Below are 25,732 nucleotides of genomic sequence, written 5' to 3'. Positions count from 1 at the left end.
TGTCCGAAGGAGAGAGACTGTGATTAGAAAGAAAAAGTGGGTGGCCTTGGTCCATGGCCAGCATTGGACGGTGGCCAAAGTCTCACGGCACGGGAATAAGCTGAAGATTCATGGTCTTTTTGAGTATAGAGGAGAGGGCTTGGCTCCTGAGGGTATGAACATGGTTACAGAGCAGGAGGAAGTGCTTGGGCAGACCCAGGCTGGGCAAGGAGCGGCGCTTGGTCTGAGAGGTTTAAAGCAATGGGCGGACAAAGAGAGAATACCCCTGAAAAAGCTGAACTATGCCCTTTCCTGCCCAGGTGTGATCACGCGCATGATCACTCTTCCTATATTATCCTATAAGGATTTGGAGAAGCTGCTGACAGAGCAGGTGGATCAATATTTTACATTGAATATTTCCGATTATCTGGTGGACTACCGGATTTTAGAAAGGATCAAAGAAGAGGATCAGGAACGGCTGAGGGTCCTTTTGGTGGCAATCCCCTTTTCGGAATGGTCCAAACAGTGGCAGATATGGGAACAGCTCGGGGTCACTCCCAAGGTCACTGATTTTGCGGCAGACAGTTTATGCCGGTTGTATAGCCGCTTATCCAAATGGGAGGAGAATAAACGGCAAGCTTCGGCAAGGGATTTAGCGGTGGTGGATTTGGGGGCTGACCGGGTGGAGTTTGTTCTTTTAGAGCATGGTGTGCTGTTTCTGTATTCGGATATGGGAATTTCTCTTGATGGGCTGAATGAGCAGGATGAGGCGAAGGAGCGGACTGAAGGTGTTGACGGGGCCGACAGAGTTTATCAAAGTGAGTTAGAAGATAATTTAGTCCCTGTATTTAATGCCTTAAGCGAGTTTTTGAACTTTTTTGCTTCCCGCCACTATGGCAAGACGGCGGATCAGATTTTTATTACAGGGGAGTGTGCGGATTTTCCCGGCTTGGAAGAAATTTTCGAAAGGAATATGGGTATTCAGGCCAAAGTAGGTTTTCCAGGGGACTGGATGCCGGTCTTCAATAAAAAGTCCAGACATTTGGTGAATCAAGGGATAAAGTATGGAAGCTTGTATGGGCTGGCCTTCCGGGAGGATTAAATGCGAGAGAGAGTACAGTTGAATTTTGCCCAGAGATGGAGAGTCAGGCTTAAGGCACCACAACGAGCGGCCAGGAACAAAAGGGTGCGCATTGCCTTAGGTGTGCTCGCCGGTCTTGTTTGTATAGTGCTGGGAAGCCTTCCATGGGTTTATGAGTATGAACTAAACACTGAACTGGCGGTGCTGAATCAGCGGATCGCAGCTCTGCAGGAGATAGACGGCAAGGTTTACCAGGTGCAAGCCCTTGAGGAACAGCTCGGGTTACAGGAAAAAGTGCTTGATTTCGTTGGGGGGCAGAGAAAGAACCCCGGGGAAGTGCTCGATCGTCTTAAGGAATCCCTCCCTGCCGGCGCAATTTTAGAGAATGTCACCTTAAACCAAGACAACACTCTCAGGGCATCCATAAGTTTCTTATCACCGGTGGATGCGGCCAATTTCTGGTCGGCTATGAATGTGTCCCAGTATTTTGAGACTCAGGATATCGGAGCCTTGTCTCTTAAGGATGAAAGGCAAACTATTGTCATGGATTTCAAACTCAGGTGAGCTTAGGTTCAGGGAAGAATAGTAAGAATGGAAAAGTGGGAAAAGCATGAGTAAAGAGTCTAGGCAGGTTTTTTTATTAGTGGTGCTGTTGGTCGTCGGGGTATCCTATGCTTATTACACCTATTTATTCACCCCAAAGTGGGCCGATATCCAAACCCTGAAAGGGATGTATCAGGAAAGGCAAAGCCGTTATGAGCTGCTTCTTGGATATTCGGGGCAGGAAGCTTACTTGTCGGCGGAGATAAAGAATCTGGAGAAACAGTCTGAGGAGCTGTGGAAGCAGATTCCTTCGGCCATCCATAAGCCCGATATAGTGGTTGAGCTTTATACGATAGCCAAGCAAAATCAGGTTGAGCCTCTGCATGTATCTTTCGGTGAGACTCAAGGGGAGAAGGATTATATTGCCCAACGCCTAGTGCTTAATTGCCGCGGTTCTCAAGAACAGATTACGAAATTGATCAATGATCTCCAATCTGCCAATGATCAGCGATTTACATTAGCAAGCTTAAACTTTGTCCATTCGGAAGGGGTACTTAACGGAGAAATTCACTTGATTGCTTATGCCAGCACAGTAAAACCGGCAGCAAAGAAAGTGCTGGATGAGGATTATATGACTGAAGAACAGCAGCGTAATCCGAATGATGGATAACTTTTAAACAGTTGATGATTTGCATTGAAAAATGGCCTGAAGGGTCATTTTTTTTTGTAGCGCAAAATAAAGTAGAAGCTGCATTTACTTAAAAAACAATCAACCGGCATCCCCGCAAAAATTAAAAAGGTAAAAGGGCCAAGCAGAAATTGCCCTCCTTTCGCATAGGTATTAAAACGTAAGCGTGAAAGGAGTGGCTTAAATCATGTTGACCGAAATCCTTGTTGCCAGTATTGCCTTAACGGTCTTGAAGGGAGTAACCCTTCTTGTCTCCTATATCAATAATAATGCTTTCCCACACCCTCTTAACGAACAGGATGAAGCTCACTATCTTAAAGTTCTTAGAGCCAGCAAAAGCCCGGAAGCCACTCCCAAAGATCTTACCAAAGCGGAATATGCCCGCAATAAGCTGGTGGAGCATAACCTGCGGTTGGTGGCCCATTTGGTCAAGAAGTTTGACGGTACGGGAGAAGACAGTGACGACCTGATTTCCATTGGTACGATTGGCCTGATCAAAGGAATTGATACCTTTGATCCTGGGAAAGGGACGAAGCTGGCGACTTATGCGGCCCGCTGTATTGAAAATGAGATTCTCATGCATCTCAGATCTCTCAAGAAATCCCGCGGTGAAGTCTCTATCTACGATCCGATTGGAGTGGATAAGGAAGGGAACGAAATATCCCTGATGGATGTTCTGGCTTCAGAAGGTGAGGCTATATCGGACCGGATAGAAAATGAATTTGAGCAGCGGGTCCTTCTGGATAAAGTCAAAAATCTAACCCGCCGGGAGCGGCTTGTTCTGCAGCTGCGTTATGGTTTGATGAACAGCCCCAGAAGAACTCAGCGCGAAATAGCTAAGGCTTTGGGCATCTCCAGATCCTATGTCTCCCGCATTGAGAAGAAAGCCATTCAGAAGTTGATGGAGCAAATGGAAGACCATGATCCGAAGAAGTAAGTAATGTAATGCATATGAGTAATGACTGAATAAAAATTTAAGAATTTAATATAAAGACAAATGAGCCCAAAGAATTTTCTGAGGGCTTTTTTATATAAAAAATTGGTTGTTTAGAGGAGAAATACACAAATGGTAGAATATTAAGAATATTCCTCGAAGTTAATATCTACTCAACTGAGGAGAGCCATAACAGTACCGAGGATGAAAAGGGGAGGGGTCTATCGATGCAGGATGTAGTTATTGTGAGCGGTGCCAGAACACCTATTGGGGATTTCAATGGAGCACTTAAAGATTTTAAGGCCGTGGATTTGGGAATGATTGCTCTGAAGGGGGCGCTTCAGAAATCCAACCTTGAGCCGGCTCAGATCGAAGAGGTGATAGCCGGCCATGTCTATCAGGCGGGATGTAAAGGGAACCCCGCTCGTCAAGTGGCTATGGGAGTCGGTTGTCCTGTAGAAACAGTGGCGGCCACTATCAATCAGCAATGTCCTTCATCCATGCGGGCTACAGAGATGGTAAGCCAGGAAATTATGCTGGGGAAGATCCAGATTGGAGCTGCTGTGGGAATAGAAAGCATGACCAATGTGCCCTATCTCCTGCTCAAGGCTCGCGGAGGCTATCGGATGGGGTCTGATACCCTTCACGATGGTTTACTGTATGATGCTCTGATTGATGCCTTCTATAACTATCATATGGGGATTACGGCCGAGAATCTGGCGGAGATGTACGGCATTTCCCGGGAAGAGCAGGATGAGCATGCTTTGGAAAGCCACCGGCGGGCCTGTCGGGCTCTGAAAGAGGGAAAACTTAAAGAAGAGATTGTTCCGGTGGAGATCGTAACCAAGAAAGAAACCCGCCTTATTGCTGAGGATGAGCATCCTCGTGAAGATGTCACGCTGGAGAGCTTTGCCAAGCTGAGGCCGGCTTTCCAAAAAGAGGGGACGGTGACGGCGGGGAATGCCTCCAGTCTCAATGATGGAGCGGTGGCTTTGCTGCTGATGTCCGGGGAAAAAGCTCAGGAGCTGGGGTTTAAGCCCTTAGCCCGAATTGTGGCCACGGCGTCTGCTTCCGTGGATCCAAAAATCATGGGGTTTGGTGTGGTACCGGCTGTTAGGCGTGCTCTGAACTTTGCCCGGATGGATACCAAAGATATTGACCTCTGGGAAATCAATGAAGCCTTCGCTGCTCAATTCCTGGCCTGTAACCGGGAACTGAAGCTGGATCTGGATAAGGTCAATGTCAATGGCTCGGGAATCTCCCTGGGCCATCCTGTAGGGATGACCGGTGCCCGCCTTATTTTGACCTTGATCCAGGAAATGAAGCGCCGCCGCAATCAGTATGGCTGTGCCTCTCTTTGTGCCGGAGGAGGACCGGCTATGGCAGTCGTGGTGGAGGCATTTAGTTAAATCATCACTGTATCGGCAAAATTGAGGAGGAATAGGATTGGCGGAACCTGCAGTTCGGATTTTAGTCATCAATCCAGGCTCTACTTCTACAAAGATCGGGATTTATGAGAATTTAACCTGTGTATTTGATAAAACCGTTCGCTATCACCGTGCTGAATTGGAGGGCTATGCCAGTATTATGGAGCAGAAGGAGTTGCGCAGGGCATTTGTCCTGAACTCTGTGCAGGAATCCGGCATTCCCATGACTTCCCTGCAGGCTGTGGTCGGCCGCTGCGGTATGGTCAAACCTTTAGAATCCGGGACGTATTTGCTTGACGAACATCTGGTTCATGATTTAACAAGTGAGGAGTCTATGCGCCATGCTTCTTCTTTAGGTGGGGTCATTGCTTATGAAATAGGCCGGCAACTATCCATTCCCGCTTATGTGGTGGACCCGGTGACCATCGATGAAATGATTCCTCAGGCCAGGCTTACGGGAATCAAAGCTATTGCGCGGCGCAGCATTTTTCATGCCCTTAATTCCAAATATGTGGCTAAACGGTTTTGCAGAGAAAACCAAAAGAGATATGAAGAGAGCCGCTTGATCGTGGTTCATCTGGGCGGAGGCATTTCAGTCAGTGCCCATCGGAATGGACGAACCATCGATGTCAATGACGCTTCGGCCGGGGATGGCCCTTTTGGGCCGGAACGGGCAGGTGGATTACCCGTATCGGCTGTTGTCGAGCTGTGCTTTTCCGGACTCTACACCAAGGAAACTATCTTTACTCAGATCATGTCCAAGGGCGGGATGCAAATGCTTCTGGGAACCAATGATTTGCGGGAAGCGGAGAAAAGAATCGACCAAGGGGACGACTATGCCCAATTGGTGGTGGAGGCCATGGCCTATCAAGTGTCTAAGCAAATCGGGGCGATGGCTGCCGCTCTCGAGGGAGAAGTGGAGGGAATTGTACTAACGGGAGGATTGGCTTATAGCCGGCGGTTTGTCCAATTGATTGACCAGCGGGTAAGGAAAATGGCTCCGGTTACGGTATACCCGGGTGAGGATGAATTGCAGGCTATGGCTGAGGGAGCTTTTGCTGTACTGACCGGGCGGGAACAGGTTAAGCATTATGGAGTAAGGAGATAGAGAATGTTCGCTAGAATTTTATCTGAAGTATTGAAGCCACCCCAAAGGATTGCCGTAGCCGCGGCCCACGATAAACCTGTTTTAGAAGCAGTTTTTAAGGCTAAGGAGCTGGGAGCGGCCTTGCCTATATTGGTAGGAGATGAAGGAAAAATACGCCGCTATGCTGAGGAAATGGGCATCGATCTTGCAGACAGCCCCCTTGTTCATGAACCCAATGTCAGGAAAGCTGCCCTATATGCCAGCAATCTGGTTCGTGAAGGTCAAGCCGATCTGCTCATGAAGGGCATGCTGCAAACGGCGGAGATCCTCAAAGCTGTGCTGGATAAAGAGAAGGGCTTAAGGGCGGGCTCAACCCTCAGCCATATTGCCATTATTGAAGTTCCGAGTTTAAATCGGCTGCTGTTGATTACCGATGCAGGAATGAACATCGCCCCGGATATCAAGCAAAAAGCGGATATCATCAGAAATGCAGTGACAGTGGCCCGGGCCTTAGGTGTAGAGCAGCCCAAAGTTGCGGCCCTCTCTGCTCTTGAGGTGGTTAATCCCGATATGCCTTCAACCTTAGATGCTGCTATACTCACTCAGATGAATCGCCGGGGCCAGATTAAAGATTGCCTGGTGGATGGGCCTTTTGCCCTTGATAACGCCGTCAATGCGGAAAGGGCCGAGCATAAAGGCATCCGGGGAAGTGAGGTAGCCGGGCAGGCGGATATCCTTTTGGTGCCAAATATTGAGACGGGCAATGCCATCTATAAAGCAGCCACCTGTTTAGCTTCTTTTCGTTCAGCCGGATTGGTTTTTGGAGCCAAAGCACCGATCATTCTGCCCAGTCGTGCGGATACTCCGGAGTCTAAATTCCTTTCTATCTTGTGTGCTGCTCGTGTTGCCGCCTTTAAGGCGGGAAGCAATGAGTAATTTAGAAAAGGCTCGGATGAAAAAAGAGGCTGGATGATCAGTATATAGCCTGTAAAGCATAAAGCTGCCCGATGATTTAGGGCAGCTTTCTTTAATGATAGCTGTCATGATTTATAGCATTATTGTCATAATTTATAGCGCTGCTGTCAGATAATGCTTGTCAGAATGAAAAGAATAATATATAGTATATAAATAGTAATTTAGAATTTTATTTTGTTATTTTTATAAAAGGAGAATTAAATTGGAAATTAATCTTGACACTCAGGATAAAGCCATTATCCATGCTTTGCAGGAAGATTCCTCTATCTCAAATTTGGAACTATCGAAGAAGATTGGCTTATCGCCCTCGGCCTGTTTAACACGGACAAAAAACTTAAAAGAACAAGGGGTCATTAAGCAATATACTGCCTTTGTCGATGAGAAAAAGCTGGGCGTTGAGTTAATTGCTTTCACGATGGTGAATCTTTCTCCTCTCAATAGAGAGATTGCCAACCATTTTTTGGCGACGATTAATGAAATCCCTAATGTTCTCGAATGCTATACAGTGACGGGCAGCCGGGATTTTCTTTTAAAAGTAGTGGCGAAGGACATTGCTACTTTTCGGGATTTTATCATCGACACCATTATGGCTATTCCGGGGGTGGATAAAGTAGAAACCAGTATTGTCATGAACAGGGATAAATGCACGTTAACCATACCTATAGATCAAGATTAGGGGCGATCTTTTAAGTAGGTATGAGTTGCCTATGGAATTGAATGGAAAGAGCAGAGGAGGAGAGCAACCCAGTATGCAGGATAAGATCAAAGCCTTGAAAGCGGCGTTTCCCTATACATTGCCGGTAATGACCGGCTACTTATTTCTTGGTATGGCCTTTGGGATTCTTTTGAACAGTAAGGGCTATCATTTTGGCTGGGCCATCCTGATGAGTGTTTTTATTTATGCCGGCTCTATGCAATATGTGGCGATTAATCTGCTGACCATGGCTTTTAATCCCTTAAATGCTTTTATTATGACCTTGATGGTGAATGCCAGGCATTTGTTTTACGGTCTCTCTCTTTTAGGCAAGTACAGCGAAGCGGGAAGGAAAAAGCCTTATTTAGTCTTTGGGCTTACGGATGAGACCTTCTCCATTCTTTGTGCCACGAATCCTCCCCAGGGAGTGAACCGTGGCTGGTTCATGTTTTTTGTGACGATCCTCAATCATAGTTACTGGATTGCTGCTTGTGCCCTGGGCGGCATATTAGGGTCCATGGTGTCTTTTAATACGAAAGGGATAGACTTTGTGATGACAGCTCTGTTTGTGGTGATCTTTCTGGAACAATGGAAGTCCCAGAAGCAGCATGCTCCGGCTCTAATCGGCCTCGGCGCTTCAGTGCTTTGCTTATGGGTGTTTGGACCGGAACATTTTATTATTCCCGCCATGGCTGCCATCATTGGGATCCTTTCCCTGTTCAGAAAGCCGCTGGAGAACCTCTGTAAGTCGGAAGGGGTGTCCATGCCTGATGGGGCTAAAACGACTCCCATGGCTATCAAGGAGGAGCAAGTATGATACTTACCAGCCAACAGTCCCTTGTTATCATCGCAGTGATCGCTCTGGGAACAATTCTCACCAGAGGGCTGCCCTTTCTTTTATTCCCTTCACATAAGGAGACGCCGGCTTTTATCCTTTACCTTGGTCAGGTGATTCCCTTCGCTGCTATTGCTATGTTGATTATCTATTGTCTAAAAAATGTATCCCTCCTGGCTGCTCCTTATGGGCTGCCGGAAGGGATTGCCATCGGGTTTATCATCTTTATTCATCTGTGGAAAAACAATGTGCTGCTCAGCATCGGCGGAGGAACGGTGCTCTATATGGCCCTGGTGCAATTCGTGTTTGCCTGAGGCCATCCGCTGCTGATAACGCCACGGTATGAGTAAATTATCGGCCCTTATGGCGGACACCGATTTTTTCTCCGAAAAGAATATAAGTCTCATAGCCTAATTTTGTCTGTTCAACAATATCGGGATCGATCTTAATCTTATTTTCTTCGAAAAAGAGCAGAACCGTGGAACCGCCGAATTTGAAATAGCCTTTTTCATCTCCCCGGGCCACCGGTTGGTGGGGAGTGTAGCTCTGAATGATGGAGCCCACAAAAGTAGCGCCTACTTCGATGGTGAGAATATCTCCAAAATGGTCTGAATGGAAAATGCTCCATTCCCTTTTGTTCTCGCAGAAAAGCTTGGCTACCTTCTGCAGAGCCACCGGATTAACGGAGTAGTAAGAGCCTTTAATACGGTGAGAGGGTTCACAGATACCGCTGTCGATAAAATGAAAACGGTGATAATCCGTGGGGCATAGCCGTAGAATCAAGCAGGTGCCTCTCTTGTATTTTGAAGCCGTCTCCGGGTCTTTAATCAGTTCTTTAAGACTGTAAGTAAGGCCTTTAACCTGGACCAAGCAGTCCAAGTTAATGTCTTCGTAGGCCAGCAACTTACCATCCCCCAAAGAGATGAGGGAGTCTTGACAGGGGTCGATAGAACGGGCTGATGGTTTTAGCTTACGGTAAAAGAAATCATTAAATGAAGAAAAATCTTTGAGGTTTTTCTCGGCAATGGATAAGTCCAGATCAAATTTGCAAACAAAAGGGTGGATCTTGCGCCGGCTGATGCGCCGATCAAGATACCAGCCGTAAAAGCTGGAGCACATCCTTTTTTTGACCACCGTTTCCAATAGTCTCATCCCCACAGGAGAAGAATAAGTCCAGCGAATCATTTTCTCCCCAGCCACTTTTTCGATCTGATAGGTTTGGGTTTTGCGATCATAATATTTAATCAAATGTGTTCAACTCCTATACAGGACATTTTATGATATTTTTTCACATTTCACCAGAGGTTATTTCTAAAGCCCTCTTCCATTTAACTTGCCCAGAGTAGAACTCTGGGATATAATAAGTAAAAAATGCCATGTGGGGAGGACACTATGTTTGATCTCTTCAAGCCGACTTTTCAGGCAGATTCATTGGATAGTATACCCATGGATGTTTTGAAAAGAAATGGTATTCGCGGGCTTATTATAGATCTTGACAACACGATGACGCCCTGGAATGACTTGGAAGTTGGACCGAAGGTTGTGGAATGGTTTGAGAAACTTAAAGTGGCAGGGATTCAGGCATGTGTCGTATCCAATAATAAGCGCAAGCAACGGGTGGCCGTTGTGGCGGAGCGTTTAGGAATACCTTTTGTTTTTCGGGCAACGAAACCACGTCGTAGGGCTTTTCAGGCAGGAATGAATGTTTTGGGTACCGGGATTTCCGATACCGCTGTCATTGGGGATCAACTGTTTACGGATATCCTCGGCGGGAATCGTATGGAAATGTATACGATTTTAGTTCTCCCCATCAATGATCGGGAATTTATCGGTACACGGCTCCTGCGTAGAATGGAGCGAGTATTGGTCTGGTTGATGAAGCGTTATGAAACGTCGGAGCCCCATGGTACAAAGGTACGCTAAACGAGGAACTGTATGATGACGATAACGGAATGGGAAAACCATTCCGTTGTGCTATCCAAAAGCTTTGGGGGTGTAGACTTGGTAAAGCATTTTGCAGTGATTGGCGATCCGATTGCTCATTCCTTATCTCCGGTGATGCATAATGCCGGATATAAGGCTTTAAACTTAGCTGCAGATTATCAAAAATTCCAGGTGAGCCCTGAGGATTTGGGAGAGGCCGTATTGGGTCTTAAGGCTCTGGGCTTCAGCGGCTGGAATGTAACCGTTCCCCATAAGGAAACCATTCTTCCTTTTCTGGATGAACTGACAGAGGAGGCGGTCAGAGCAGGCGCTGTGAACACCGTAAAAGTGGACAAGGGTCGGCTGATCGGCCATAACACCGATGGTTCCGGCTTCGTTCGTTCCCTGCAGGAACATATGGAGTTAGATGAGCGACAACAAATCGTTATCTTAGGAGCCGGAGGTGCCGCCAAGGGGATTGCTATGGCCCTGGCGCCTTTTCAAGCCCAGCTTTGCATCATGAACCGCACTCCTGAGCGGGGGGCGGAGTTGGTGGGAAAAGTACTAGAGTGGGGCGGACAAGCGCACCAGGAGGAATGGGGAAGGGGAGCCTGGCTGGTTCAGGCGGATTGCGTGATCCAAACAACCAGCATAGGCTTAAAAAAGGAAGAATACCCTTTTTCTCTTGCAGGAATACGGCCAGGCACTCTGGTAGTGGACATCATCTTTAATCCTTGGGAGACACCTTTCTTACATTCGGCTAAAGCCATGGGCTGCAAGACTGTCAACGGAATCGATATGCTTCTTTATCAAGGGGTCAATGCCTGGGAATTCTGGCTGGAAGATAAGGCGCCTGTAGAATCCATGAGGAAGGCTTTGTATCAGGCTTTGGCAGTTTGATGGCTACATTGAAAAGACCCGTAAGCAGTATCTTCGCGTTGTGCGTAAAGCTACGCGACCCGGACGAGGGAGTGGCTATGAATGAGGAGAAAGAGGCAGCTTAAAGCCGGTCAATCGGACAAGACAAGGGGCTTTACTCTCCTTGAGGTGCTTCTGGTCCTAACCCTCCTGGCAGGGGTGGGTTTTGTGCTTTTGATAAAGCTCCCAGTGCAGATGGACAACCGCAATTTGTCTTTAGCCAGTACCCAGCTCATTCAGGAACTACGGGATGCCAGGGCCAAGGCGATGGCCGAAAATACCTGGTATGAAATCCGCCTTTATCCAAGCAATAATACTTATCGTATTTTCAGAGAAGGGACGTTGGAGAAAACCATCACCCTTCCGGAAAAAATAAGCTTCGCCAATCAACCGAGCAATATACGCTTTTCTGCGGAAGGCTCACCCATCTTTCTGGGAGGGCCAATCAAGACCGGCAGTATTTCCTTAACCAATGGAAAACATACCAGAAATGTCATTACTGCCTTGATTACAGGCAGAGTTCGGGAAGAAATTAAGTAAGGAGGCAAGGTATGCGTTATTTGACAGCAGGTGAATCTCACGGACCAAAGCTTGTCGGCATCCTTGAAGGGGTTCCCTCGGGGGCTAAGATAGATAAAGAAACCATCGATCAAGCACTGCAAGAGCGGCAAAAGGGTCCTGGCCGCGGGGGACGAATGAAAATTGAAAAGGATCAGATCACGATTCTTTCCGGAGTCCGGGGGGGATTAACCACAGGGGCTCCTATAGCCTTAGAGATTATCAACCGGGACTGGGCCAATTGGGAGAAAATTATGGCCTGGGGTGATGAAGCGGATTTGGAAAGCCGCAAAGTTATGACACCGCGACCAGGCCATGCGGATTTGACGGGATATTTGAAATATCGGACCGAAGTGCGCAATGTTCTGGAGCGAGCCAGTGCCCGGGAGACAGCTATGCGGGTGGCTATCGGGAATATTGCCGTACAGATTCTGGAAGCTTTAGGGGTGGAGATAAGAGGACAGGTCCTATCCGTAGGAAAAGTCCACATGGATAGCGAGGATACCCCTGAGTATTGGCAACGGGTCCAGGCCTCTGAGTGGAAGGTAGGAGACCCCAAGGGTGAAGAAGCGTTAGATGCTCAGCTGCAAGAGGCTCGGAGCCAAGGGGAGTCCTTAGGGGGAGTGCTGCAGATCCAAGTGCGGAACCTGCTGCCGGGTCTGGGTTCCTATGTCCAGTGGGATAGAAAATTGGATGGCCGGTTGGCTCAGGCCGTTTTATCTGTCCAGGCCATCAAGGGAGTAGCCTTTGGCATGGGTTTTACGGCAGGCCAGCACTTTGGGTCCGAAGTCCATGATCCCATCGGTTATGACAGCGGGCGGGGTTATTATCGTTATAGCAATAATGCCGGCGGAATTGAAGGTGGAATGACCAATGGGGAACCGGTGATAATCGAAGCGGTCATGAAGCCCATCCCTACCTTATACAGTCCTTTGTCAACGGTTAATCTGGAAACGAAAGAAGTTATGGAGGCCAGTGTAGAGCGCAGCGATGTGTGTGCGGTTCCCGCCGCTCTGGTGGTCCTTAAGCATGTGGCGGCTTGGGAAATCCTTCAGGCCATTCTGGAAAAGTTTCCTGCCGATACATGGGATGAGTTGGATAAAGCCTGGCAGGATTATAAACGATTTGTGAGTGAGCAATAGTATGAATAATTTTTTTGAGCATGAAATCACATCTTTTAATGGAGATCCCTCTAAAAATGATGCCTTGGAGGAGGGGGAGGGACTCTCTGGCGCTGCTCATAATGATAATATTGTGCTTGTAGGCTTTATGGGTACCGGCAAAAGCACTGTGGGCAGGCGTTTGGCCAAGCTCCTGGGACGGGAGTTTATTGATACGGATCTGGAGATCGAAAGACTAACGGAAATGACTGTATCGGAAATTTTTCGCCGCCATGGCGAGACCCGTTTTCGTTCGGAGGAGCGGCTGTTGGTGAAACGTCTGGCTGAACATAAAGGGTATGTTATTGCTACAGGGGGAGGAACTGTGCTGAATCCTGAGAATTGGCGGGATTTGGCACAAAGCGGTGTTATTATCGGCTTATATGCGCCCCTTGATGAGATTTACAAACGAATTGGCTATCGCAATGACCGTCCTCTTTTGAGAGGAGATCGCCAAGTGGTTGAAGAGCTGTGGGCCAAGAGACAACCTATCTATAACCAGGCGAATTGGACTATCGATACGACTCATAAGGGAATTGAACAAGTGGTTGAAGAGATATTCAGCCTATATGAAGGAGGTTCTATGGATGCAAGGACAGAGGATTGATGTTGCCTCCGTGAAGCCCTACCCTGTTTTCCTGGGGGCCAGGCTGGAGGAGCTGGGTGACTATCTGACCACCCGCATCGGAGCTGGGGAACATCTTCTGGTGATTACTCACCCTAATGTCGGCGATTACTATCTGGATACTTTGCAAAAAGGGCTAAGCTCCTTTATGGTCAATACCCTGATTGTACCTCAGGGTGAGGATGAGAAATCCCTGGACCGCCTCAGTGATTTAACCAGTGAAGCCATTGCCTGCGGCGCGGATCGCAAGACCGTGGTCTTGGCTTTGGGGGGAGGGGTTATTGGAGATTTGGCCGGCTTCTTCGCCAGTGTCTTTATGCGGGGAATGCGTTATGTCCAAATTCCCACCACCCTTCTGGCGATGGTGGATAGCAGCATCGGCGGTAAAGTTGCGGTAAATCATGCTGCAGGCAAGAACCTGCTGGGAGATTTTTACCCGCCTCTGGCTGTATGGACAGATTTTAGTACATTAGAGACCCTGCCCTGGGAAGAAATGCTTAATGGTCTGGCAGAGACTATCAAGCATGCTGTCATTGCCGATGAAGAGCTTCTCTCTTTTATCGAAAAACACCAGGAAGAAATCATGGCGCGGAAGCCTGAGCTATACAAGGAGTTGACTTCCCGCTCCTCGGCGGTTAAAGTCAGACTGGTCTCTGAGGACGAGACGGAACAGGGCAAGAGGATGTTTCTTAATTACGGGCATAGCTTTGGTCATGCTCTTGAGGCTGAGGTGGCCTACCAAGGGATTACCCATGGACAGGGTGTCAGCATCGGCATGGTAGCAGCTGCCCATCTGGCCCAAGAACGGGGACTGATGAACAGTGGAGAAGTGGAACGCTTGATTAAGCTTCTCAAAGCTTTCGGTTTGCCGGTAACTGTCAGAGCTAAGAATCCCCGAGTGTTAACCGATCTTATGGGGGCAGATAAAAAGAATTACAAAGGGCAGAAAGTTTTGGTCCTGCCTAAAGGGATAGGACAGGGGATCGTGATTCGTGACGCCAACGATGAGGAAATTCTAAGAGCTTGGGATAAGGTTATTGAGTGAGAAATTTAACTTCAAATTAAGGGAAAACCACGGCTATGAGTCGTGGTTTTTTTATATCTCTTCGACTTAAGGGCTTGGCGACGCTTAAAGTCGAATGATCCTAAAATAAGTAAAAAAAGCTTTGAATGAGACAAATTTTCTCTAAATCGAATAAAGATTGTCTAAAGACAGTTCTAAAGAAGGAATTCTTCATGGAATTGATAGAATATTATAGATACATCCAGAATAGGCGTATTTTACCATTGAGTTTAGGAGAATGAGATAATTTTATGGGGAATCGATGTAAAGAGAAAGGTTTTACACTGCTGGAAGTTCTTTTGGTTCTTTGTTTGATGATGGCTATCATCAGCATTGCAGCACCACGATGGGGCACTGCTAAGAATCACACTTCTACTCAAGCGGATTTAGCTAATCGAGTGCTGATCGAGGGGGCAGTGGAACTATACAAACTGGATACCGGAAAGTTACCTGAGGGAATAGCAGATTTATATGCACCACCTCCGGGAATAGAAGGTTGGCGGGGACCTTATCTCAGACAGCGTTTTACCAAACCTACTGATAATGAAGAACGCTATGAACTGGATGAGGGAGGCAAAGTCGTCCCATGAATGACTATAATGAAAAGGGTTTTGTGCTTTTGGATGTGATTCTGGCCCTCTTTCTTTTTACGGTAGGTTTTGCTGCTTTGTATGGTTTAAGCGAGAAGGCTTTAAGTGAAGCTGACCAGGCGCTTCGTCTCACCGAGGCGGCCAATCATGCCCAAAATATCATGGAAACCTTAGGAGCGGAGTCCTGGCGGGATAACATCCGGAGAGGCAGCTGTATCCCCGGCGGAGAAGTGGAAGGGTCGGAGGGATTTTTCCGCTGGAGGGTTTATTCTGATTGGGATATCCCTGATGAATTATTAAGAGTTAAGGTGGAAGTTTCCTGGCTGGAACAAGGGAGTGTTCAACGCTATACCTTGGAAAGCCTTTATGCCTTGCAATAAATCCAATAGCCTCAATTAGGGAGAGGACAGCGGTATGCAAACTATTCGGTGGAATCAAAAAGAGCGTTCAGGCAGGGTAGACCAGGATAGAGGCTTCACCTTGATAGAAGTTTTATTTGCCCTTTTAATAACCGGTATACTCTTAGGTGTTGCCTTGAGATTTTTTTATGGAGAGTGGAATATCAGCCAAACCCTTAAAGATAAGATGGAAGCGCATTATGCGGTGGTTACTGCCGGGAGATGGGTGAGTGATGCTATCCGTGAAGCTGAGTCAGTTCAGTGGACCAACCGGGGAAAATGGACCTTGACAGTAACCCCCAGTGGAGAGAACTATAGTGACCAATATTATCTGGATGATAAAGATTATGATGGGGTTAAAGATTTGTACCGCTATCATAAAGGTGCCCATAATCCGATAGTCAGCGGGATTGTGGACTGGAATTGCACTCAAGGAGTGTCAGGGCTGTGGACGATAACCTTTCAAGGACAGATAGGGAAGCAAAGAGTTCATTGGCAAGGCAGGATCAGGGCAAGGGGCGGGGTGAATCAGGGTATATTACCCTCTTAATCCTTATTCTCCTTGCCACATTTTCGGCGTATGGCCTGGAAATGTATGTGAAAGTCCATTCAGAAAATAAAATTGTCCGGCGGGAAGTAAACTCACGCCAGGCAATCTACGGGGCTGAAGGCGGCATTGAATGGGCTAAGGTGATGTTGGAAAAAGATCCGGCCTTTATGGGAGGAACCATTGGCATCGGGGAAGGTACAGTAAAAGTCAATGTCCTGGCCGGGGAAAAAAACTATACTGTAACTTCTTTGGCTCAATATGGCCGTGCTCAACGGATACTTAAGGCGGAACTGGCAAAGATCGATGAGCAGTGGCTGATTATGAAGTATCAGGAGATTCATGAGCATGAATAAGATACCTCTTTGGACGAACCGCCGCAAGAAGGATGGAGATTATGAGGGCTTTCGGGACAAATGGAAACAGCAGATCTCCCATGAGGAAGGATTCGGTCAATATTTGCTAAGTCGGCAAAAAATCGACTTGGGTCAGTTATCCAGGGCTTTAGGGGAACAAAAGGAAACAGGTGCCCGCTTGGGAGAAATTCTTGTTCGGCACAAGGCACTTACTTTGGAGCAATTGCTACTTGAGCTGGGTGGATATCTGGGTGTGACTAAAGTGGATTTGACTCAGGTCGATATTGACCCTAAGGTAGCATCCTTATTAAGTGAGCAGGCTGCCTGTCGTTATGGTGCTATTCCGGTAGGGCTTAAGGATAGAATTTTGCAGGTCGCTATGTTTGACCCAGGAAACCATCATTATGTGGAGAATATTCGAATATTAACAGGTTTTGAGGTCGAGCCACTGCTTGCTGATGAGGCCCAGGTGGTGACGGCCATCAAAAAATATCTTACTGTGGAGAAAAGTATTGCTGAGCTCAGCGGGCAGGATGAACAAGAGTGTAAAGGGATAGGGCGGATTAATACTCTTGACTCTGAGGAAGGAAATGACGCCCCAACGATTCAATTGGTGGATTTTCTCCTTCGGGATGCTATCATGCTTGGAGCCAGCGATGTCCACTGGGAGCCGGGTAAGACGGTAATGCGGGTGCGCTACCGGATCGATGGGAAGCTGGAGACTAAGCGCTCTTTTCCTCTGGGGGTTGCCCGCAATGTGCTGGCCAGAATAAAAATTATGTCAGGAATGGATGTGGCGGAACGAAGGCTGCCCCAAGACGGCAGGAGCAGTTTTATGGTCGGCGCAAAGACCATTGACCTGCGAATATCCAGTCTTCCCACGGTCCATGGGGAAAAAATCGTGATACGTATTCTGGATCAGGATACAGCCCAACGATCCTTGCAATCTTTGGGCATGAGCAGGGGGGTTGAGCAAAGTATTCAACGCTTAATCAAGGAGCCTCATGGGATTATCCTCGTCGTAGGGCCCACTGGCAGCGGAAAAACAACCACCCTCTATGCCTTACTGAGAGAACTCGTTTCTGAGCAGCTTAATCTGGTTTCTATCGAAGATCCGGTGGAATATCAGTTGCCCGGAGTCGTATCCGTACAGGTCCAGCCCAAGATCGGCCTGACCTTTGCTCAAGGATTGCGTTCCATATTGCGGCAGGATCCCGATGTGATTATGATTGGGGAAATACGGGATGAAGAGACAGCCCGCATTGCCATCGCTGCAGCCTTGACGGGTCATTTGGTCTTGTCCACCTTACATACCAACACAGCGGCGGAAGCTTTTACCCGTCTTTTGGATATGGGGATAGAACCCTATTTGGTGGCGGCCGTTTTAAGAGGTGTTCTGTCCCAACGCTTAGTCCGCCGTCTCTGTGAACAGTGTAAAGAGCCTTGGCACCTGGATCCCCTTGAAAAGGACGCCATGGATTTGCCGGAGAGCGTCCGGCAGGTTTTTAGGGCAAAAGGTTGCCCTAAATGTCGGGGAACCGGTTATTCCGGACGTATCGGTATTCACGAGTTACTACTTTACCATCAGGATATTAAGGATTTAGTATTGGAAGGTCAAAGTTCAGGAGCGATCGAAGAAAAGGCTATAGCCAAAGGGATGATTCCCCTGCGCCGGGACGGCTATAACAAAGTGCGCCAAGGTTTAACAAGCCTGGAGGAAATCTGGTATTCAACTAGCGGTATAATGCGATAGGAGTGTGAAAATAATCATGACTATAGAGCAACTATTAAAAGAAGCAGCTCAGCGACGTGCCTCGGATATTCATCTTACAGTGGACAGTCCTCCAGTTTTCCGTATTGATGGTTCTTTGGTAAGGGCTGAAGAAGAGATATTAACTCCCAATGTGCTGGATGAAATGGCGAGAACTTTAATGGACAGTGCTCAGAGTAGCAAGTTTAAAGAGTCTGGAGAAATAGATTTTTCCCACAGCATTCCCGATGTAGGTCGTTTCCGTGTCAATGCTTTTCGCCAACGAGGAGCTGCGGGAATCGCCATTCGTCTTATTCCCTTTAATATCTCGACACCGGAGCAGCTTGGTCTTCCCCCTGTCTGCATCGAGTTTGCCAATTTACGCAAAGGGCTGGTTCTTGTGACGGGTCCTACGGGAAGCGGGAAGTCTACCACCTTAGCCTCAATGATTGATTACATCAATAGGACCAGGTCGGAGCATATCGTTACCGTTGAAGATCCCATCGAGTATATGCATAAACATCGCCTAAGCTTAGTTAATCAGCGGGAAGTGGGAAGTGACACCCAATCCTTTGCCAATGCTTTGCGAGCAGCATTGCGGCAGGATCCGGATGTAATCCTCGTCGGTGAAATGCGGGATCTTGAGACCATAAGTACGGCGGTGACGGCTGCAGAGACAGGGCATCTGGTATTTAGTACCCTCCATACCAATGATGCTACTCAGGCAGTGGACAGAATGATCGACGTGTTTCCGCCTTTTCAGCAGCAGCAAATGCGGGTCCAGTTGGCAGCGGTTCTTCAAGGAGTTATCGCCCAACAGCTGCTTCCTCGTAAGGATCAACAGGGAAGAGTTGCAGCCCAGGAAATTCTTGTTGTCACACCGGCAGTAAGAAATCTCATCAGAGAAGGAAAGACCCATCAAATTGCTAACACAATGCAAACCGGCGGTAAACTTGGGATGCAAAGTATGGAGAAAGCTATTCAGGAACATGTCCGGGCTGGACGCATCTCCAATGCAGTCGCGCAAGAAATGATACAAAATATGGGCCACTAAGAAGGGGGATTTATGAGGAGTCGCAGCTTTGCGTGGAGAGCTTTGGATCAGGAGGGAAATCACCTTGAGGGGATTTGGGAAGTTCGGCAGGAAGGAGAGGTAAGACATCGATTATTTCTCAAAGGATATTACCCTTTGGCTATTAGTCCCCGCCACCACAGACTTTTCAATCTGCTCTCCTATTTTGAACTTTTGAGTAAGAAAAGCGATCGGCTGAGGATTTGGGCAGGCATTACGCAGCGCTTATCCCTTCTTTTAGGGGCTGGTCTGCCATTGCTCCTGGCCATTGATATTTTGGAAAAGCAGAGTAAGGGACGCATAACACGCTTAGCCTGGGGACAGGTGAAGGAACAATTAGAAGCGGGTGCAGAATTATCGGAAGCTCTTAACTTCTTGGTGCCGCCTCCTACCCCCTATATCCGAGCTATGGCCCAAGCCGGAGAACGTGCGGGCAGATTGCCGGAGATTCTCGATCATCTTTCCAGAGATCTTTTTGAGGAGCATACTTATCGCCGTAAACTTAAAGGTACCTTAACTTATCCGGTATTCTTGCTTGTGCTGACCATAGGGCTGATTTATGCTTTAAGCTTTCTTGTTTTACCTGTATATGAACAGATTTTTCTCAGCATGGATGCTGAGCTTCCGGTTCTGACTCAAGTCATATTCCGGGTTTCTCATGGATTACCTTTTCTGGTCCTAGGGGTATTTAGTGTGGGAATGAGTTCTGTTCTCCTTCTCCGCCTGCGCCACCTGGATGATTGGAGAGAAAGGCTGCGGGGTGGGCTGAGTAAGGTGCCTTTTTTGGGCAGGGTCTATCAGCTTTATGATTATCTGCAATTTTCTCAGATATTGGGGACATTGCTGGACGCAGGAATTCCTCTTCTGGAAGCCTTGAGGTTGACTTACGGAGCGGTGCTGACTTTCTCCATGAAAAAGGTGGTTGCTGATCTTGAGGAAGCGGTTCGGGCGGGGAAACGGTTGACGGCTGTTCTGGCCGGCAGGTCCGATTTTCCTGGGGATGCGACGCAGATGCTTGAAGTAGGAGAGGAATCGGGCCAGCTGAGTACCATGCTGTATCACTTGAGCCGACTGTTTCGGATGGAGCTTGAGGAACAGATGACTCAAGTGCCCCACCTGGTGGGTCCGCTGCTCGTCATAGTTTTAGCAGGAATCATCGGCTTGGTAGCAATCGGTGTCCTGCTACCCATCTTTGATATAGGGACATACCTTCAATAAGAAATAATAAAAGGAGAGTAGGATATAATGCACTTTGGGCAGGGAAACAGCGATAACGCGCAGAGGGGCTTTACCCTAGTCGAAGTTCTAATGGTAGTCTTTATCATAGCTATGTTGTCAGCAATTATCATTCCTAAGGTAAGTGCAAGTTCGGAAGCGGCACGGAAAAACTCAGATATTGCTACAGGCCATCAAGTGAAGTCCGCTTTAGATCGTTATCAAGTGGAGAATGGTAGGTATCCCAAATCCACTGAAGTAACCGGAAATGAAGGAAACATTTCTGCGCCTGTACTTATCCCAAAATATATCGCTAAATTGAGTGTGGATACCACACAACAGGAAGCGGCTGAAGGCAAAAAAGGTTTTGGTATAGGAACATTGGCCACCAATGGGTCCATACCTGAGAATGCCCAAACCCACCTTATTATGCTCTACCTCACTGCTGATGGCTCGGCTGCGGAAGTACGAGTCTATGATGCAAACTTAACCAATATACTTTGGAGCTCTGCTAATTAAGCCGGATGGCTAAAAAATCAGCATTACTATGAGAAAGGACGAAAAGAGTGGGAATTGAACTCAGTGTATTATCCGGAATATTGGGGGTGATCATCGGCAGTTTTTTAAATGTGGTGATTTATCGTGTTCCCCAGGGAAAATCTATAATTTTCCCTGGTTCCCACTGCCCTGCATGTGGTCATAATCTTCGCCCCTGGGAACTGGTTCCGGTTCTAAGTTTCCTCATTTTGAGGGGACGGTGCGCTCAATGCCGGGAGAAGATTTCATGGCGTTACCCCTTAATCGAGGGGCTCAATGGATCTCTGTATTTTTATGCTGCCTGGGTGAATCACAGCCGCTCATTTCTTGAGTTGGGGATAAACTTTTATTTTATATCTGTGCTTTTAGTTCTCGCTGTTATTGATTGGGATACCTACCGCCTGCCGGATGTTTTCACTCTTCCTTTACTGGGTGTCGGTATTGTGGCAGGTTTTTTGCTGCCCCAGGGCCCATCGGGTTGGGAAAGCCTGGCTACGGCACTGGGGGTAGGAGGAGTGTTTTGGATGATCACTCGGCTCTATCCTGAAGGGATGGGCTTAGGGGATATAAAGCTTATTGCCGGATTGAGCGCATTTTTAGGATTTCCGGAAGCTTTAATAGCTGTTTTCATCGCCAGTTTCACAGGATCCATAGGCGGACTTATCATGTTGTCCTTTGAAAAAAGAAGTTTCAGGGAACAGATTCCCTTTGGGCCTTATCTGGTACTGGGAGGTTGGATTGTGTTCTTTTGGGGACAAACTATCCTTTCTTTTTATTACTCTCTGTTTTGATATGGATCATTGGAAGGATTTGATGCGTGATGCCTACCGAGCAAGGTCGAGTTTGTGTTGAACTAACCGATCATGAACTGCGTTGGCTTTGGTATATCCAAAAAGGGAAGGATAAGGGGTCTTTGGCACCTGCTCAGTTTGAGATTACCCCTCTTCCTAAAGGGTTGATAAAGCAGGGTAAAGTTCTTCACCTGGATACCTTCCTGTCGATTTTGAAGGGATACCTTGAGCAATACAAGATAGATTTCCAATTGCCTCGTAACCCCAAGATTGATATCGGATTACCTCTCCAGAACCAATTTATTCGCGAGTATCATCTGCCCTGGGTAAAAAAAAGGAACCGTACTGGGCTCCTTCGCTATTTGGCGGAAGAAGAGATTCCTATTCCTGAAGAAGAATTGGTTTATGATTACTTTCTTGAAGAGGAAAAAGGGCCGTCGCGGAGATTGAGGGTGATTTTATCCGGGATAAGGAATTCAGTTTTATCTCCAGTCATTTTTTGTTTCCGGAAAGCAGGCTTTGAAATTAACAAGGTATGTTTTTCCCAACTGGCTTGGGGGAGGGTATTGGGCTTTGGTCCCGAGGGAAATACTCTGTTTCTTCGGGAAGATGAAGGGCAGATTCAATATATTTTCTATAAGGGAGGGATACCTGAGATAATTCGCAGCTTTCCCGCCACCCTTCAATATTTCGGTGAGGAAGAATGGAAGCATGAGATTCATCGGATGCTGCTCTATCTTTCTTCACCCCATGACCAAGCAGAGCTTATGAGAATCCTGTGGAGTCAGGACAGGGTGGCTGAAAAAACAGGGAAAAGAATAGGAGAATACATTAAGGGTGTACGAGGAAAAGTTCCGGTCTTACAAGGAGTGGATGAGGCCTTTTATGCCTTTTGGGGTTCGCAGCCTTTAAATGCTTTGGCAGCTTATGCCCCGGAAAAATACCTTGCTGTATTGGGGCTGGCCCTTGAAGATGAGAAACTAGGGCAGAATAATTTTTGGAGAACAGAGAATCTAAAGAAAAAGAAGCAACGCATTACGTGGGGAATCGCAGGACTTATATTGCTTGTAAATATATATGGTTTGAGGATGCTTGTATCCACCCAACAGACCCTTGATACCTTGCGGGTTGAGGCTCAACGACTAAGTGAAATAACCGCCAACCAAACTTGGGAGAGGGAGAAGGAAACAGCCCTAAAGCAAACATGGGATAGGATTATCGGGAATCCCACTGCGGTTGGGCAGGAGATAAGGGAATTAACAGCCTATGCACCTGAGGGGATTTACCTTGAACGAATTGAGATTAAAGGCCGGACTTTGTTAATCCAGGGCCTTGCTACGGAATCACTGGAGGTTCAAAGAATGTTTCAGCAACTTAAAGCCTTAGGGTGGAGGAAGGTCCAATTGGCCAAATATCAAACGGCAGGGGATTCATTAGAGGATTCATTTAGGGAGGGAATGCCGATTCAATTCGTTTTGAAGGCTGAAGAAGATGATTAAAACGAAAGAAAGCTTAAGAAGACAATTTCCCAAGCTCGGCTATAGTGCCCTGATAACTCTGGTGATTTTGCTCTGCTTAATCGGGGGGACATTGGTTTTTCGCCGACAAGAGGTTGGAGCTCTTCGCCAAGAGATAAAACATGGGGAAGGACTCATCCTGCAGAACCCGGCAAAGGAGGCGGCTTCAGACCTCTGGCTGATGGATGATTTGCTTCTGGTCATGGATGAATGTATTAGGATATTTAGGGAAGAAAATTTAGCTGTTCGTTCGTATCACCTTGAAGGGATTTTTGAGGGGGAGGTTAATCCTTCTTTTCTCTATTTCGCCTTAATTCGTTTACAAGTACAAGGAACGTGGTCAGGGATCGAGAGGGGATTAACCCGTATTGAAGGCATATCTGAAGGTGGTATTTATGTGGAAGAAGCAGTTTTAGAAAAGAATGAGGGAGAAATTCTGCTAAAGATATTTTTCTTTGAACCTGACAATCTCTCCTGACCATAAGATGGGTAAGAGGGGGTGGACCCTGTGGAAGATTATGTGATTCAACCGGGAGATACCTTTTACCAGCTTGCCCAAAGATGGGGAGGAACCTGTGAGGAGTGGAGCCTGGCGAATCCGGGCTTGAACCCGGATTATCTGCAGATCGGTCAAAAGGTTTACCTGCCCAGAACGGTGAATCCCGGGGGAAATGAGCATTATGCCGTCATTACACCACAGCAGGGGGTAGGGTATGCGGGGGATCATCTTGATGAAGTGGAGATGGAAGTCGAGGGAGTAAAGTTCAGAATCAAACGGATAGGGGAAAGCAGAATTCCTCATGAAATTCATCTCACCGTGCCGAGAACCGAAATACGTAAGATTCAGCCTTGCGGTATTTATGGTCCTAGCGAAGTACAGATTATGTTAAGCAATGTTAATATCATTCATTCTCCCCGCCTGATGAGCGACCGGCCTCGTATTGAAGCCCAGAATGGTGGTACAACCCAGGGCAATCAGGGGAATGCTCAGCAGAATAATGCACCGGAGCTTTCTCAAGTCAGGGAGCTGTACTCCGACGTGCGCCAGGATCGGCCTGTTTTTTAGCTGTTCGGACTACCAGCTTAATTCTCCCAATATATCCTTTTCTCTTAGGAATAAAATCTCATATCAATCGTAGGGAAAGACCACCGTAGAGGGCTAATCTCTACGTTTTTTTTGTCGTGACCACTGGTGGAAAAAACGAAATTATGATAAAATTTTGGGGTGCATGACGTGCTGTTAAGGAAGTGGATACGATGGGAAAGATTTGGGTCCTTCATGGCCCTAATTTGAATTTGCTAGGACGGCGTGAACCGGACAAGTATGGGACTCAGACTCTCGACGAAATTAACAACGAACTTCTACATAAGGCTTATACTGCAGGAATCCCTATACAGGTGGAGCAGACCAATTTCGAAGGGGAGTTAATTCAGTGGATTCACAGTATGGGACCGGATGACTTTTTGATTATTAATCCTGGAGCATGGACTCATTACAGCTATGCTGTTCGGGATGCCATAACCAGCGTTCAGGTGCCGGCTATTGAGGTCCATTTATCCAATATCCATGCCCGGGAAGAATTCCGGAAAACCTCAGTCATTGCTCCTGTCTGCTGTGGGCAAATTTCCGGCTTAGGTGGAAAAAGCTATAGCTTAGCTTTGGATTATGCCCTGGAGGCCTTGACACAGAAGTGAAGAAAGTTCATTATATAGGAAGCTTGCTTGTTCACAAGCTTAGCTGACTTATCCTCTGTGTGGATATAGGAAACTTTCTTTCAGTGGTAAATTTGGTTCGATTGGGATAAGCTAAACAGCATAAAAATGAATATTTAGGAGGATAATTATGATTTCATCCAATGAATTTAAGACAGGTTTAACAATTGAAGTGGATAACGATGTGTATACAATTATTGAGTTTCAGCACGTTAAGCCCGGTAAAGGCGCGGCTTTCGTGAGAACGAAATTAAAGAATGTCAAAACCGGCGGCATCATTGAGCGGAAGTTTAATGCAGGTGAAAAGGTGCCTAAGGCTCATGTGGAGCGTCGTGAAATGCAATATCTTTATAAAGATGGGGATCATTTTGTGGCTATGGATAATGAGACCTATGAGCAAACCTCTTTGACCGAGGCTCAAATCGGGGATGGAGTTAAATATCTCAAAGAGAATATGAATTTGGGTATCCTCTTCTTCAACGGCACCGTCATTGGCGTCGATCTTCCCAACACCGTCATTCTTGAGGTTGCCCATACCGAACCTGGTGTGCGCGGCGATACAGCGACAGGCGGTTCTAAGCCGGCCACCTTGGAGACCGGCGCCGTGGTTCAAGTTCCCTTCTTTGTTAACGAAGGGGAAAAATTAATCATCGATACCCGTACAGGAAACTACGTCCAAAGGGCTTAAAGATAGCACATCTGCATATATTCCCGAATCATAATGCCTCCTTTAGGGAAACCTTTTGTTAGAAAAGG

Annotated in this window: 31 protein-coding genes; 30 read left to right on the top strand and 1 reads right to left on the bottom strand. The window is 47.2% G+C overall.

Going from position 1 to position 25,732, the window contains the following annotated elements; all coding sequences use genetic code 11:
* Positions 1-19 precede the first annotated feature (19 nt).
* The 10 genes from pilM to DHAF_RS17660 all read left to right on the top strand — a co-directional run bounded on the left by pilM (position 20) and on the right by DHAF_RS17660 (position 8,557).
* Positions 20-1,081, top strand: a complete 1,062-nt coding sequence (gene pilM, locus DHAF_RS17705; RefSeq protein ID WP_015944655.1) for a pilus assembly protein PilM — start codon at positions 20-22, stop codon at positions 1,079-1,081.
* Positions 1,082-1,624, top strand: coding sequence for a PilN domain-containing protein (locus tag DHAF_RS17700; protein ID WP_015944654.1), 543 nt, complete (start codon positions 1,082-1,084; stop codon positions 1,622-1,624). It begins immediately after the preceding gene.
* Positions 1,625-1,670: 46 nt separating this feature from the next.
* Positions 1,671-2,273 carry a hypothetical protein gene (locus DHAF_RS17695; RefSeq protein WP_015944653.1) on the top strand — a complete coding sequence of 201 codons (603 nt, stop codon included), beginning with the start codon at positions 1,671-1,673 and terminating at the stop codon, positions 2,271-2,273.
* Between the two features lie 205 nt (positions 2,274-2,478).
* Positions 2,479-3,228: an RNA polymerase sporulation sigma factor SigK gene (sigK, locus tag DHAF_RS17690; RefSeq protein ID WP_005810876.1), complete on the top strand. Its 750-nt coding sequence runs from the start codon at positions 2,479-2,481 to the stop codon at positions 3,226-3,228.
* A 224-nt stretch (positions 3,229-3,452) separates the two neighbouring features.
* Entirely contained in the window at positions 3,453-4,634 is a 1,182-nt protein-coding gene (locus tag DHAF_RS17685; RefSeq protein ID WP_015944652.1) for a thiolase family protein, read from the top strand.
* 37 nt (positions 4,635-4,671) lie between these two features.
* Positions 4,672-5,760 (top strand): butyrate kinase, encoded by a 1,089-nt coding sequence (gene buk, locus DHAF_RS17680; RefSeq protein ID WP_015944651.1) that lies wholly within the window; start codon positions 4,672-4,674, stop codon positions 5,758-5,760.
* A 3-nt stretch (positions 5,761-5,763) separates the two neighbouring features.
* A complete protein-coding gene (locus DHAF_RS17675; protein WP_015944650.1) occupies positions 5,764-6,675 on the top strand; it encodes a phosphate butyryltransferase in 912 nt (303 codons plus the stop codon).
* A 241-nt stretch (positions 6,676-6,916) separates the two neighbouring features.
* On the top strand, positions 6,917-7,390 hold the full coding sequence (locus DHAF_RS17670; RefSeq protein ID WP_015944649.1) for an Lrp/AsnC family transcriptional regulator: 474 nt from the start codon (positions 6,917-6,919) through the stop codon (positions 7,388-7,390).
* 73 nt (positions 7,391-7,463) lie between these two features.
* Complete coding sequence (locus tag DHAF_RS17665) at positions 7,464-8,225, top strand: AzlC family ABC transporter permease (protein WP_041271987.1); 762 nt, start codon at positions 7,464-7,466, stop codon at positions 8,223-8,225.
* Complete coding sequence (locus DHAF_RS17660; RefSeq protein ID WP_005810882.1) at positions 8,222-8,557, top strand: branched-chain amino acid transporter permease; 336 nt, start codon at positions 8,222-8,224, stop codon at positions 8,555-8,557. Before DHAF_RS17665 ends, DHAF_RS17660 begins: the two co-directional genes overlap by 4 nt.
* A gap of 37 nt (positions 8,558-8,594) precedes the next feature.
* Here DHAF_RS17660 and DHAF_RS17655 read toward each other — a convergent pair whose 3' ends face one another.
* Entirely contained in the window at positions 8,595-9,491 is an 897-nt protein-coding gene (locus DHAF_RS17655) for a phosphatidylserine decarboxylase (protein ID WP_005810883.1), read from the bottom strand.
* A gap of 144 nt (positions 9,492-9,635) precedes the next feature.
* Here DHAF_RS17655 and DHAF_RS17650 point away from each other — a divergent pair, with 144 nt between their 5' ends.
* The 20 genes from DHAF_RS17650 to efp all read left to right on the top strand — a co-directional run bounded on the left by DHAF_RS17650 (position 9,636) and on the right by efp (position 25,664).
* On the top strand, positions 9,636-10,166 hold the full coding sequence (locus DHAF_RS17650) for a YqeG family HAD IIIA-type phosphatase (protein WP_011460298.1): 531 nt from the start codon (positions 9,636-9,638) through the stop codon (positions 10,164-10,166).
* A gap of 12 nt (positions 10,167-10,178) precedes the next feature.
* On the top strand, positions 10,179-11,066 hold the full coding sequence (gene aroE / locus DHAF_RS17645) for a shikimate dehydrogenase (protein WP_015944647.1): 888 nt from the start codon (positions 10,179-10,181) through the stop codon (positions 11,064-11,066).
* An 81-nt stretch (positions 11,067-11,147) separates the two neighbouring features.
* On the top strand, positions 11,148-11,624 hold the full coding sequence (locus tag DHAF_RS17640) for a prepilin-type N-terminal cleavage/methylation domain-containing protein (protein WP_011460296.1): 477 nt from the start codon (positions 11,148-11,150) through the stop codon (positions 11,622-11,624).
* An 11-nt stretch (positions 11,625-11,635) separates the two neighbouring features.
* Positions 11,636-12,784, top strand: coding sequence for a chorismate synthase (gene aroC, locus DHAF_RS17635; RefSeq protein WP_015944646.1), 1,149 nt, complete (start codon positions 11,636-11,638; stop codon positions 12,782-12,784).
* Position 12,785: 1 nt separating this feature from the next.
* A complete protein-coding gene (locus tag DHAF_RS17630) occupies positions 12,786-13,409 on the top strand; it encodes a shikimate kinase (protein WP_005810888.1) in 624 nt (207 codons plus the stop codon).
* A complete protein-coding gene (gene aroB / locus DHAF_RS17625) occupies positions 13,390-14,472 on the top strand; it encodes a 3-dehydroquinate synthase (protein WP_005810889.1) in 1,083 nt (360 codons plus the stop codon). The genes DHAF_RS17630 and aroB overlap by 20 nt, the downstream gene beginning before the upstream one ends.
* A gap of 269 nt (positions 14,473-14,741) precedes the next feature.
* Positions 14,742-15,080: a type II secretion system protein GspG gene (locus DHAF_RS17620; RefSeq protein ID WP_015944645.1), complete on the top strand. Its 339-nt coding sequence runs from the start codon at positions 14,742-14,744 to the stop codon at positions 15,078-15,080.
* Positions 15,077-15,460 carry a type IV pilus modification PilV family protein gene (locus tag DHAF_RS17615; protein WP_015944644.1) on the top strand — a complete coding sequence of 128 codons (384 nt, stop codon included), beginning with the start codon at positions 15,077-15,079 and terminating at the stop codon, positions 15,458-15,460. Before DHAF_RS17620 ends, DHAF_RS17615 begins: the two co-directional genes overlap by 4 nt.
* Before the next feature lie 34 nt (positions 15,461-15,494).
* Positions 15,495-16,028: a PulJ/GspJ family protein gene (locus DHAF_RS17610; RefSeq protein ID WP_015944643.1), complete on the top strand. Its 534-nt coding sequence runs from the start codon at positions 15,495-15,497 to the stop codon at positions 16,026-16,028.
* Positions 15,971-16,381 (top strand): hypothetical protein, encoded by a 411-nt coding sequence (locus DHAF_RS17605; RefSeq protein WP_035213812.1) that lies wholly within the window; start codon positions 15,971-15,973, stop codon positions 16,379-16,381. Before DHAF_RS17610 ends, DHAF_RS17605 begins: the two co-directional genes overlap by 58 nt.
* Entirely contained in the window at positions 16,374-18,134 is a 1,761-nt protein-coding gene (locus DHAF_RS17600) for a GspE/PulE family protein (RefSeq protein WP_015944642.1), read from the top strand. The genes DHAF_RS17605 and DHAF_RS17600 overlap by 8 nt, the downstream gene beginning before the upstream one ends.
* Before the next feature lie 16 nt (positions 18,135-18,150).
* Positions 18,151-19,185, top strand: coding sequence for a type IV pilus twitching motility protein PilT (locus DHAF_RS17595; protein ID WP_015944641.1), 1,035 nt, complete (start codon positions 18,151-18,153; stop codon positions 19,183-19,185).
* Positions 19,186-19,197: 12 nt separating this feature from the next.
* A complete protein-coding gene (locus DHAF_RS17590; protein WP_015944640.1) occupies positions 19,198-20,421 on the top strand; it encodes a type II secretion system F family protein in 1,224 nt (407 codons plus the stop codon).
* A 27-nt stretch (positions 20,422-20,448) separates the two neighbouring features.
* Positions 20,449-20,937, top strand: a complete 489-nt coding sequence (locus DHAF_RS17585) for a type II secretion system protein (protein WP_015944639.1) — start codon at positions 20,449-20,451, stop codon at positions 20,935-20,937.
* Between the two features lie 47 nt (positions 20,938-20,984).
* The gene (locus DHAF_RS17580; RefSeq protein WP_015944638.1) at positions 20,985-21,746 is read left to right on the top strand and encodes a prepilin peptidase; all 762 of its coding nucleotides are present in this window, start codon (positions 20,985-20,987) and stop codon (positions 21,744-21,746) included.
* A gap of 26 nt (positions 21,747-21,772) precedes the next feature.
* A complete protein-coding gene (locus DHAF_RS17575; protein ID WP_041271986.1) occupies positions 21,773-23,245 on the top strand; it encodes a PilN domain-containing protein in 1,473 nt (490 codons plus the stop codon).
* Positions 23,238-23,741: a hypothetical protein gene (locus DHAF_RS17570; protein WP_015944636.1), complete on the top strand. Its 504-nt coding sequence runs from the start codon at positions 23,238-23,240 to the stop codon at positions 23,739-23,741. The genes DHAF_RS17575 and DHAF_RS17570 overlap by 8 nt, the downstream gene beginning before the upstream one ends.
* A gap of 21 nt (positions 23,742-23,762) precedes the next feature.
* A complete protein-coding gene (locus DHAF_RS17565) occupies positions 23,763-24,329 on the top strand; it encodes a LysM peptidoglycan-binding domain-containing protein (protein WP_193345570.1) in 567 nt (188 codons plus the stop codon).
* A gap of 191 nt (positions 24,330-24,520) precedes the next feature.
* On the top strand, positions 24,521-24,958 hold the full coding sequence (gene aroQ / locus DHAF_RS17560; RefSeq protein ID WP_015944634.1) for a type II 3-dehydroquinate dehydratase: 438 nt from the start codon (positions 24,521-24,523) through the stop codon (positions 24,956-24,958).
* Positions 24,959-25,106: 148 nt separating this feature from the next.
* On the top strand, positions 25,107-25,664 hold the full coding sequence (efp, locus tag DHAF_RS17555; RefSeq protein ID WP_015944633.1) for an elongation factor P: 558 nt from the start codon (positions 25,107-25,109) through the stop codon (positions 25,662-25,664).
* Positions 25,665-25,732: the final 68 nt, after the last annotated feature.

The sequence above is a fragment of the Desulfitobacterium hafniense DCB-2 genome, assembly GCF_000021925.1.
Lineage (GTDB): Bacteria > Bacillota > Desulfitobacteriia > Desulfitobacteriales > Desulfitobacteriaceae > Desulfitobacterium > Desulfitobacterium hafniense.
The sequence above is the reverse complement of the archived record's forward strand: the minus strand, read 5'-3'. Positions and strand labels throughout refer to the sequence as shown.

Coding starts and splice junctions, on each gene's coding strand:
- DHAF_RS17695 (WP_015944653.1), top strand. CDS start 1,671: ATGAGTAAAGAGTCTAGGCAGGTTTTTTTATTAGTGGTGCTGTTGGTC.
- DHAF_RS17600 (WP_015944642.1), top strand. CDS start 16,374: ATGAATAAGATACCTCTTTGGACGAACCGCCGCAAGAAGGATGGAGAT.
- DHAF_RS17640 (WP_011460296.1), top strand. CDS start 11,148: ATGAGGAGAAAGAGGCAGCTTAAAGCCGGTCAATCGGACAAGACAAGG.
- DHAF_RS17665 (WP_041271987.1), top strand. CDS start 7,464: ATGCAGGATAAGATCAAAGCCTTGAAAGCGGCGTTTCCCTATACATTG.
- DHAF_RS17650 (WP_011460298.1), top strand. CDS start 9,636: ATGTTTGATCTCTTCAAGCCGACTTTTCAGGCAGATTCATTGGATAGT.
- efp (WP_015944633.1), top strand. CDS start 25,107: ATGATTTCATCCAATGAATTTAAGACAGGTTTAACAATTGAAGTGGAT.
- sigK (WP_005810876.1), top strand. CDS start 2,479: ATGTTGACCGAAATCCTTGTTGCCAGTATTGCCTTAACGGTCTTGAAG.
- DHAF_RS17615 (WP_015944644.1), top strand. CDS start 15,077: ATGAATGACTATAATGAAAAGGGTTTTGTGCTTTTGGATGTGATTCTG.
- DHAF_RS17675 (WP_015944650.1), top strand. CDS start 5,764: ATGTTCGCTAGAATTTTATCTGAAGTATTGAAGCCACCCCAAAGGATT.
- DHAF_RS17630 (WP_005810888.1), top strand. CDS start 12,786: ATGAATAATTTTTTTGAGCATGAAATCACATCTTTTAATGGAGATCCC.
- DHAF_RS17610 (WP_015944643.1), top strand. CDS start 15,495: ATGCAAACTATTCGGTGGAATCAAAAAGAGCGTTCAGGCAGGGTAGAC.
- DHAF_RS17700 (WP_015944654.1), top strand. CDS start 1,082: ATGCGAGAGAGAGTACAGTTGAATTTTGCCCAGAGATGGAGAGTCAGG.
- DHAF_RS17585 (WP_015944639.1), top strand. CDS start 20,449: ATGCACTTTGGGCAGGGAAACAGCGATAACGCGCAGAGGGGCTTTACC.
- DHAF_RS17595 (WP_015944641.1), top strand. CDS start 18,151: ATGACTATAGAGCAACTATTAAAAGAAGCAGCTCAGCGACGTGCCTCG.
- aroE (WP_015944647.1), top strand. CDS start 10,179: ATGATGACGATAACGGAATGGGAAAACCATTCCGTTGTGCTATCCAAA.
- DHAF_RS17570 (WP_015944636.1), top strand. CDS start 23,238: ATGATTAAAACGAAAGAAAGCTTAAGAAGACAATTTCCCAAGCTCGGC.
- aroC (WP_015944646.1), top strand. CDS start 11,636: ATGCGTTATTTGACAGCAGGTGAATCTCACGGACCAAAGCTTGTCGGC.
- aroB (WP_005810889.1), top strand. CDS start 13,390: ATGCAAGGACAGAGGATTGATGTTGCCTCCGTGAAGCCCTACCCTGTT.
- DHAF_RS17660 (WP_005810882.1), top strand. CDS start 8,222: ATGATACTTACCAGCCAACAGTCCCTTGTTATCATCGCAGTGATCGCT.
- DHAF_RS17620 (WP_015944645.1), top strand. CDS start 14,742: ATGGGGAATCGATGTAAAGAGAAAGGTTTTACACTGCTGGAAGTTCTT.
- DHAF_RS17590 (WP_015944640.1), top strand. CDS start 19,198: ATGAGGAGTCGCAGCTTTGCGTGGAGAGCTTTGGATCAGGAGGGAAAT.
- aroQ (WP_015944634.1), top strand. CDS start 24,521: ATGGGAAAGATTTGGGTCCTTCATGGCCCTAATTTGAATTTGCTAGGA.
- DHAF_RS17685 (WP_015944652.1), top strand. CDS start 3,453: ATGCAGGATGTAGTTATTGTGAGCGGTGCCAGAACACCTATTGGGGAT.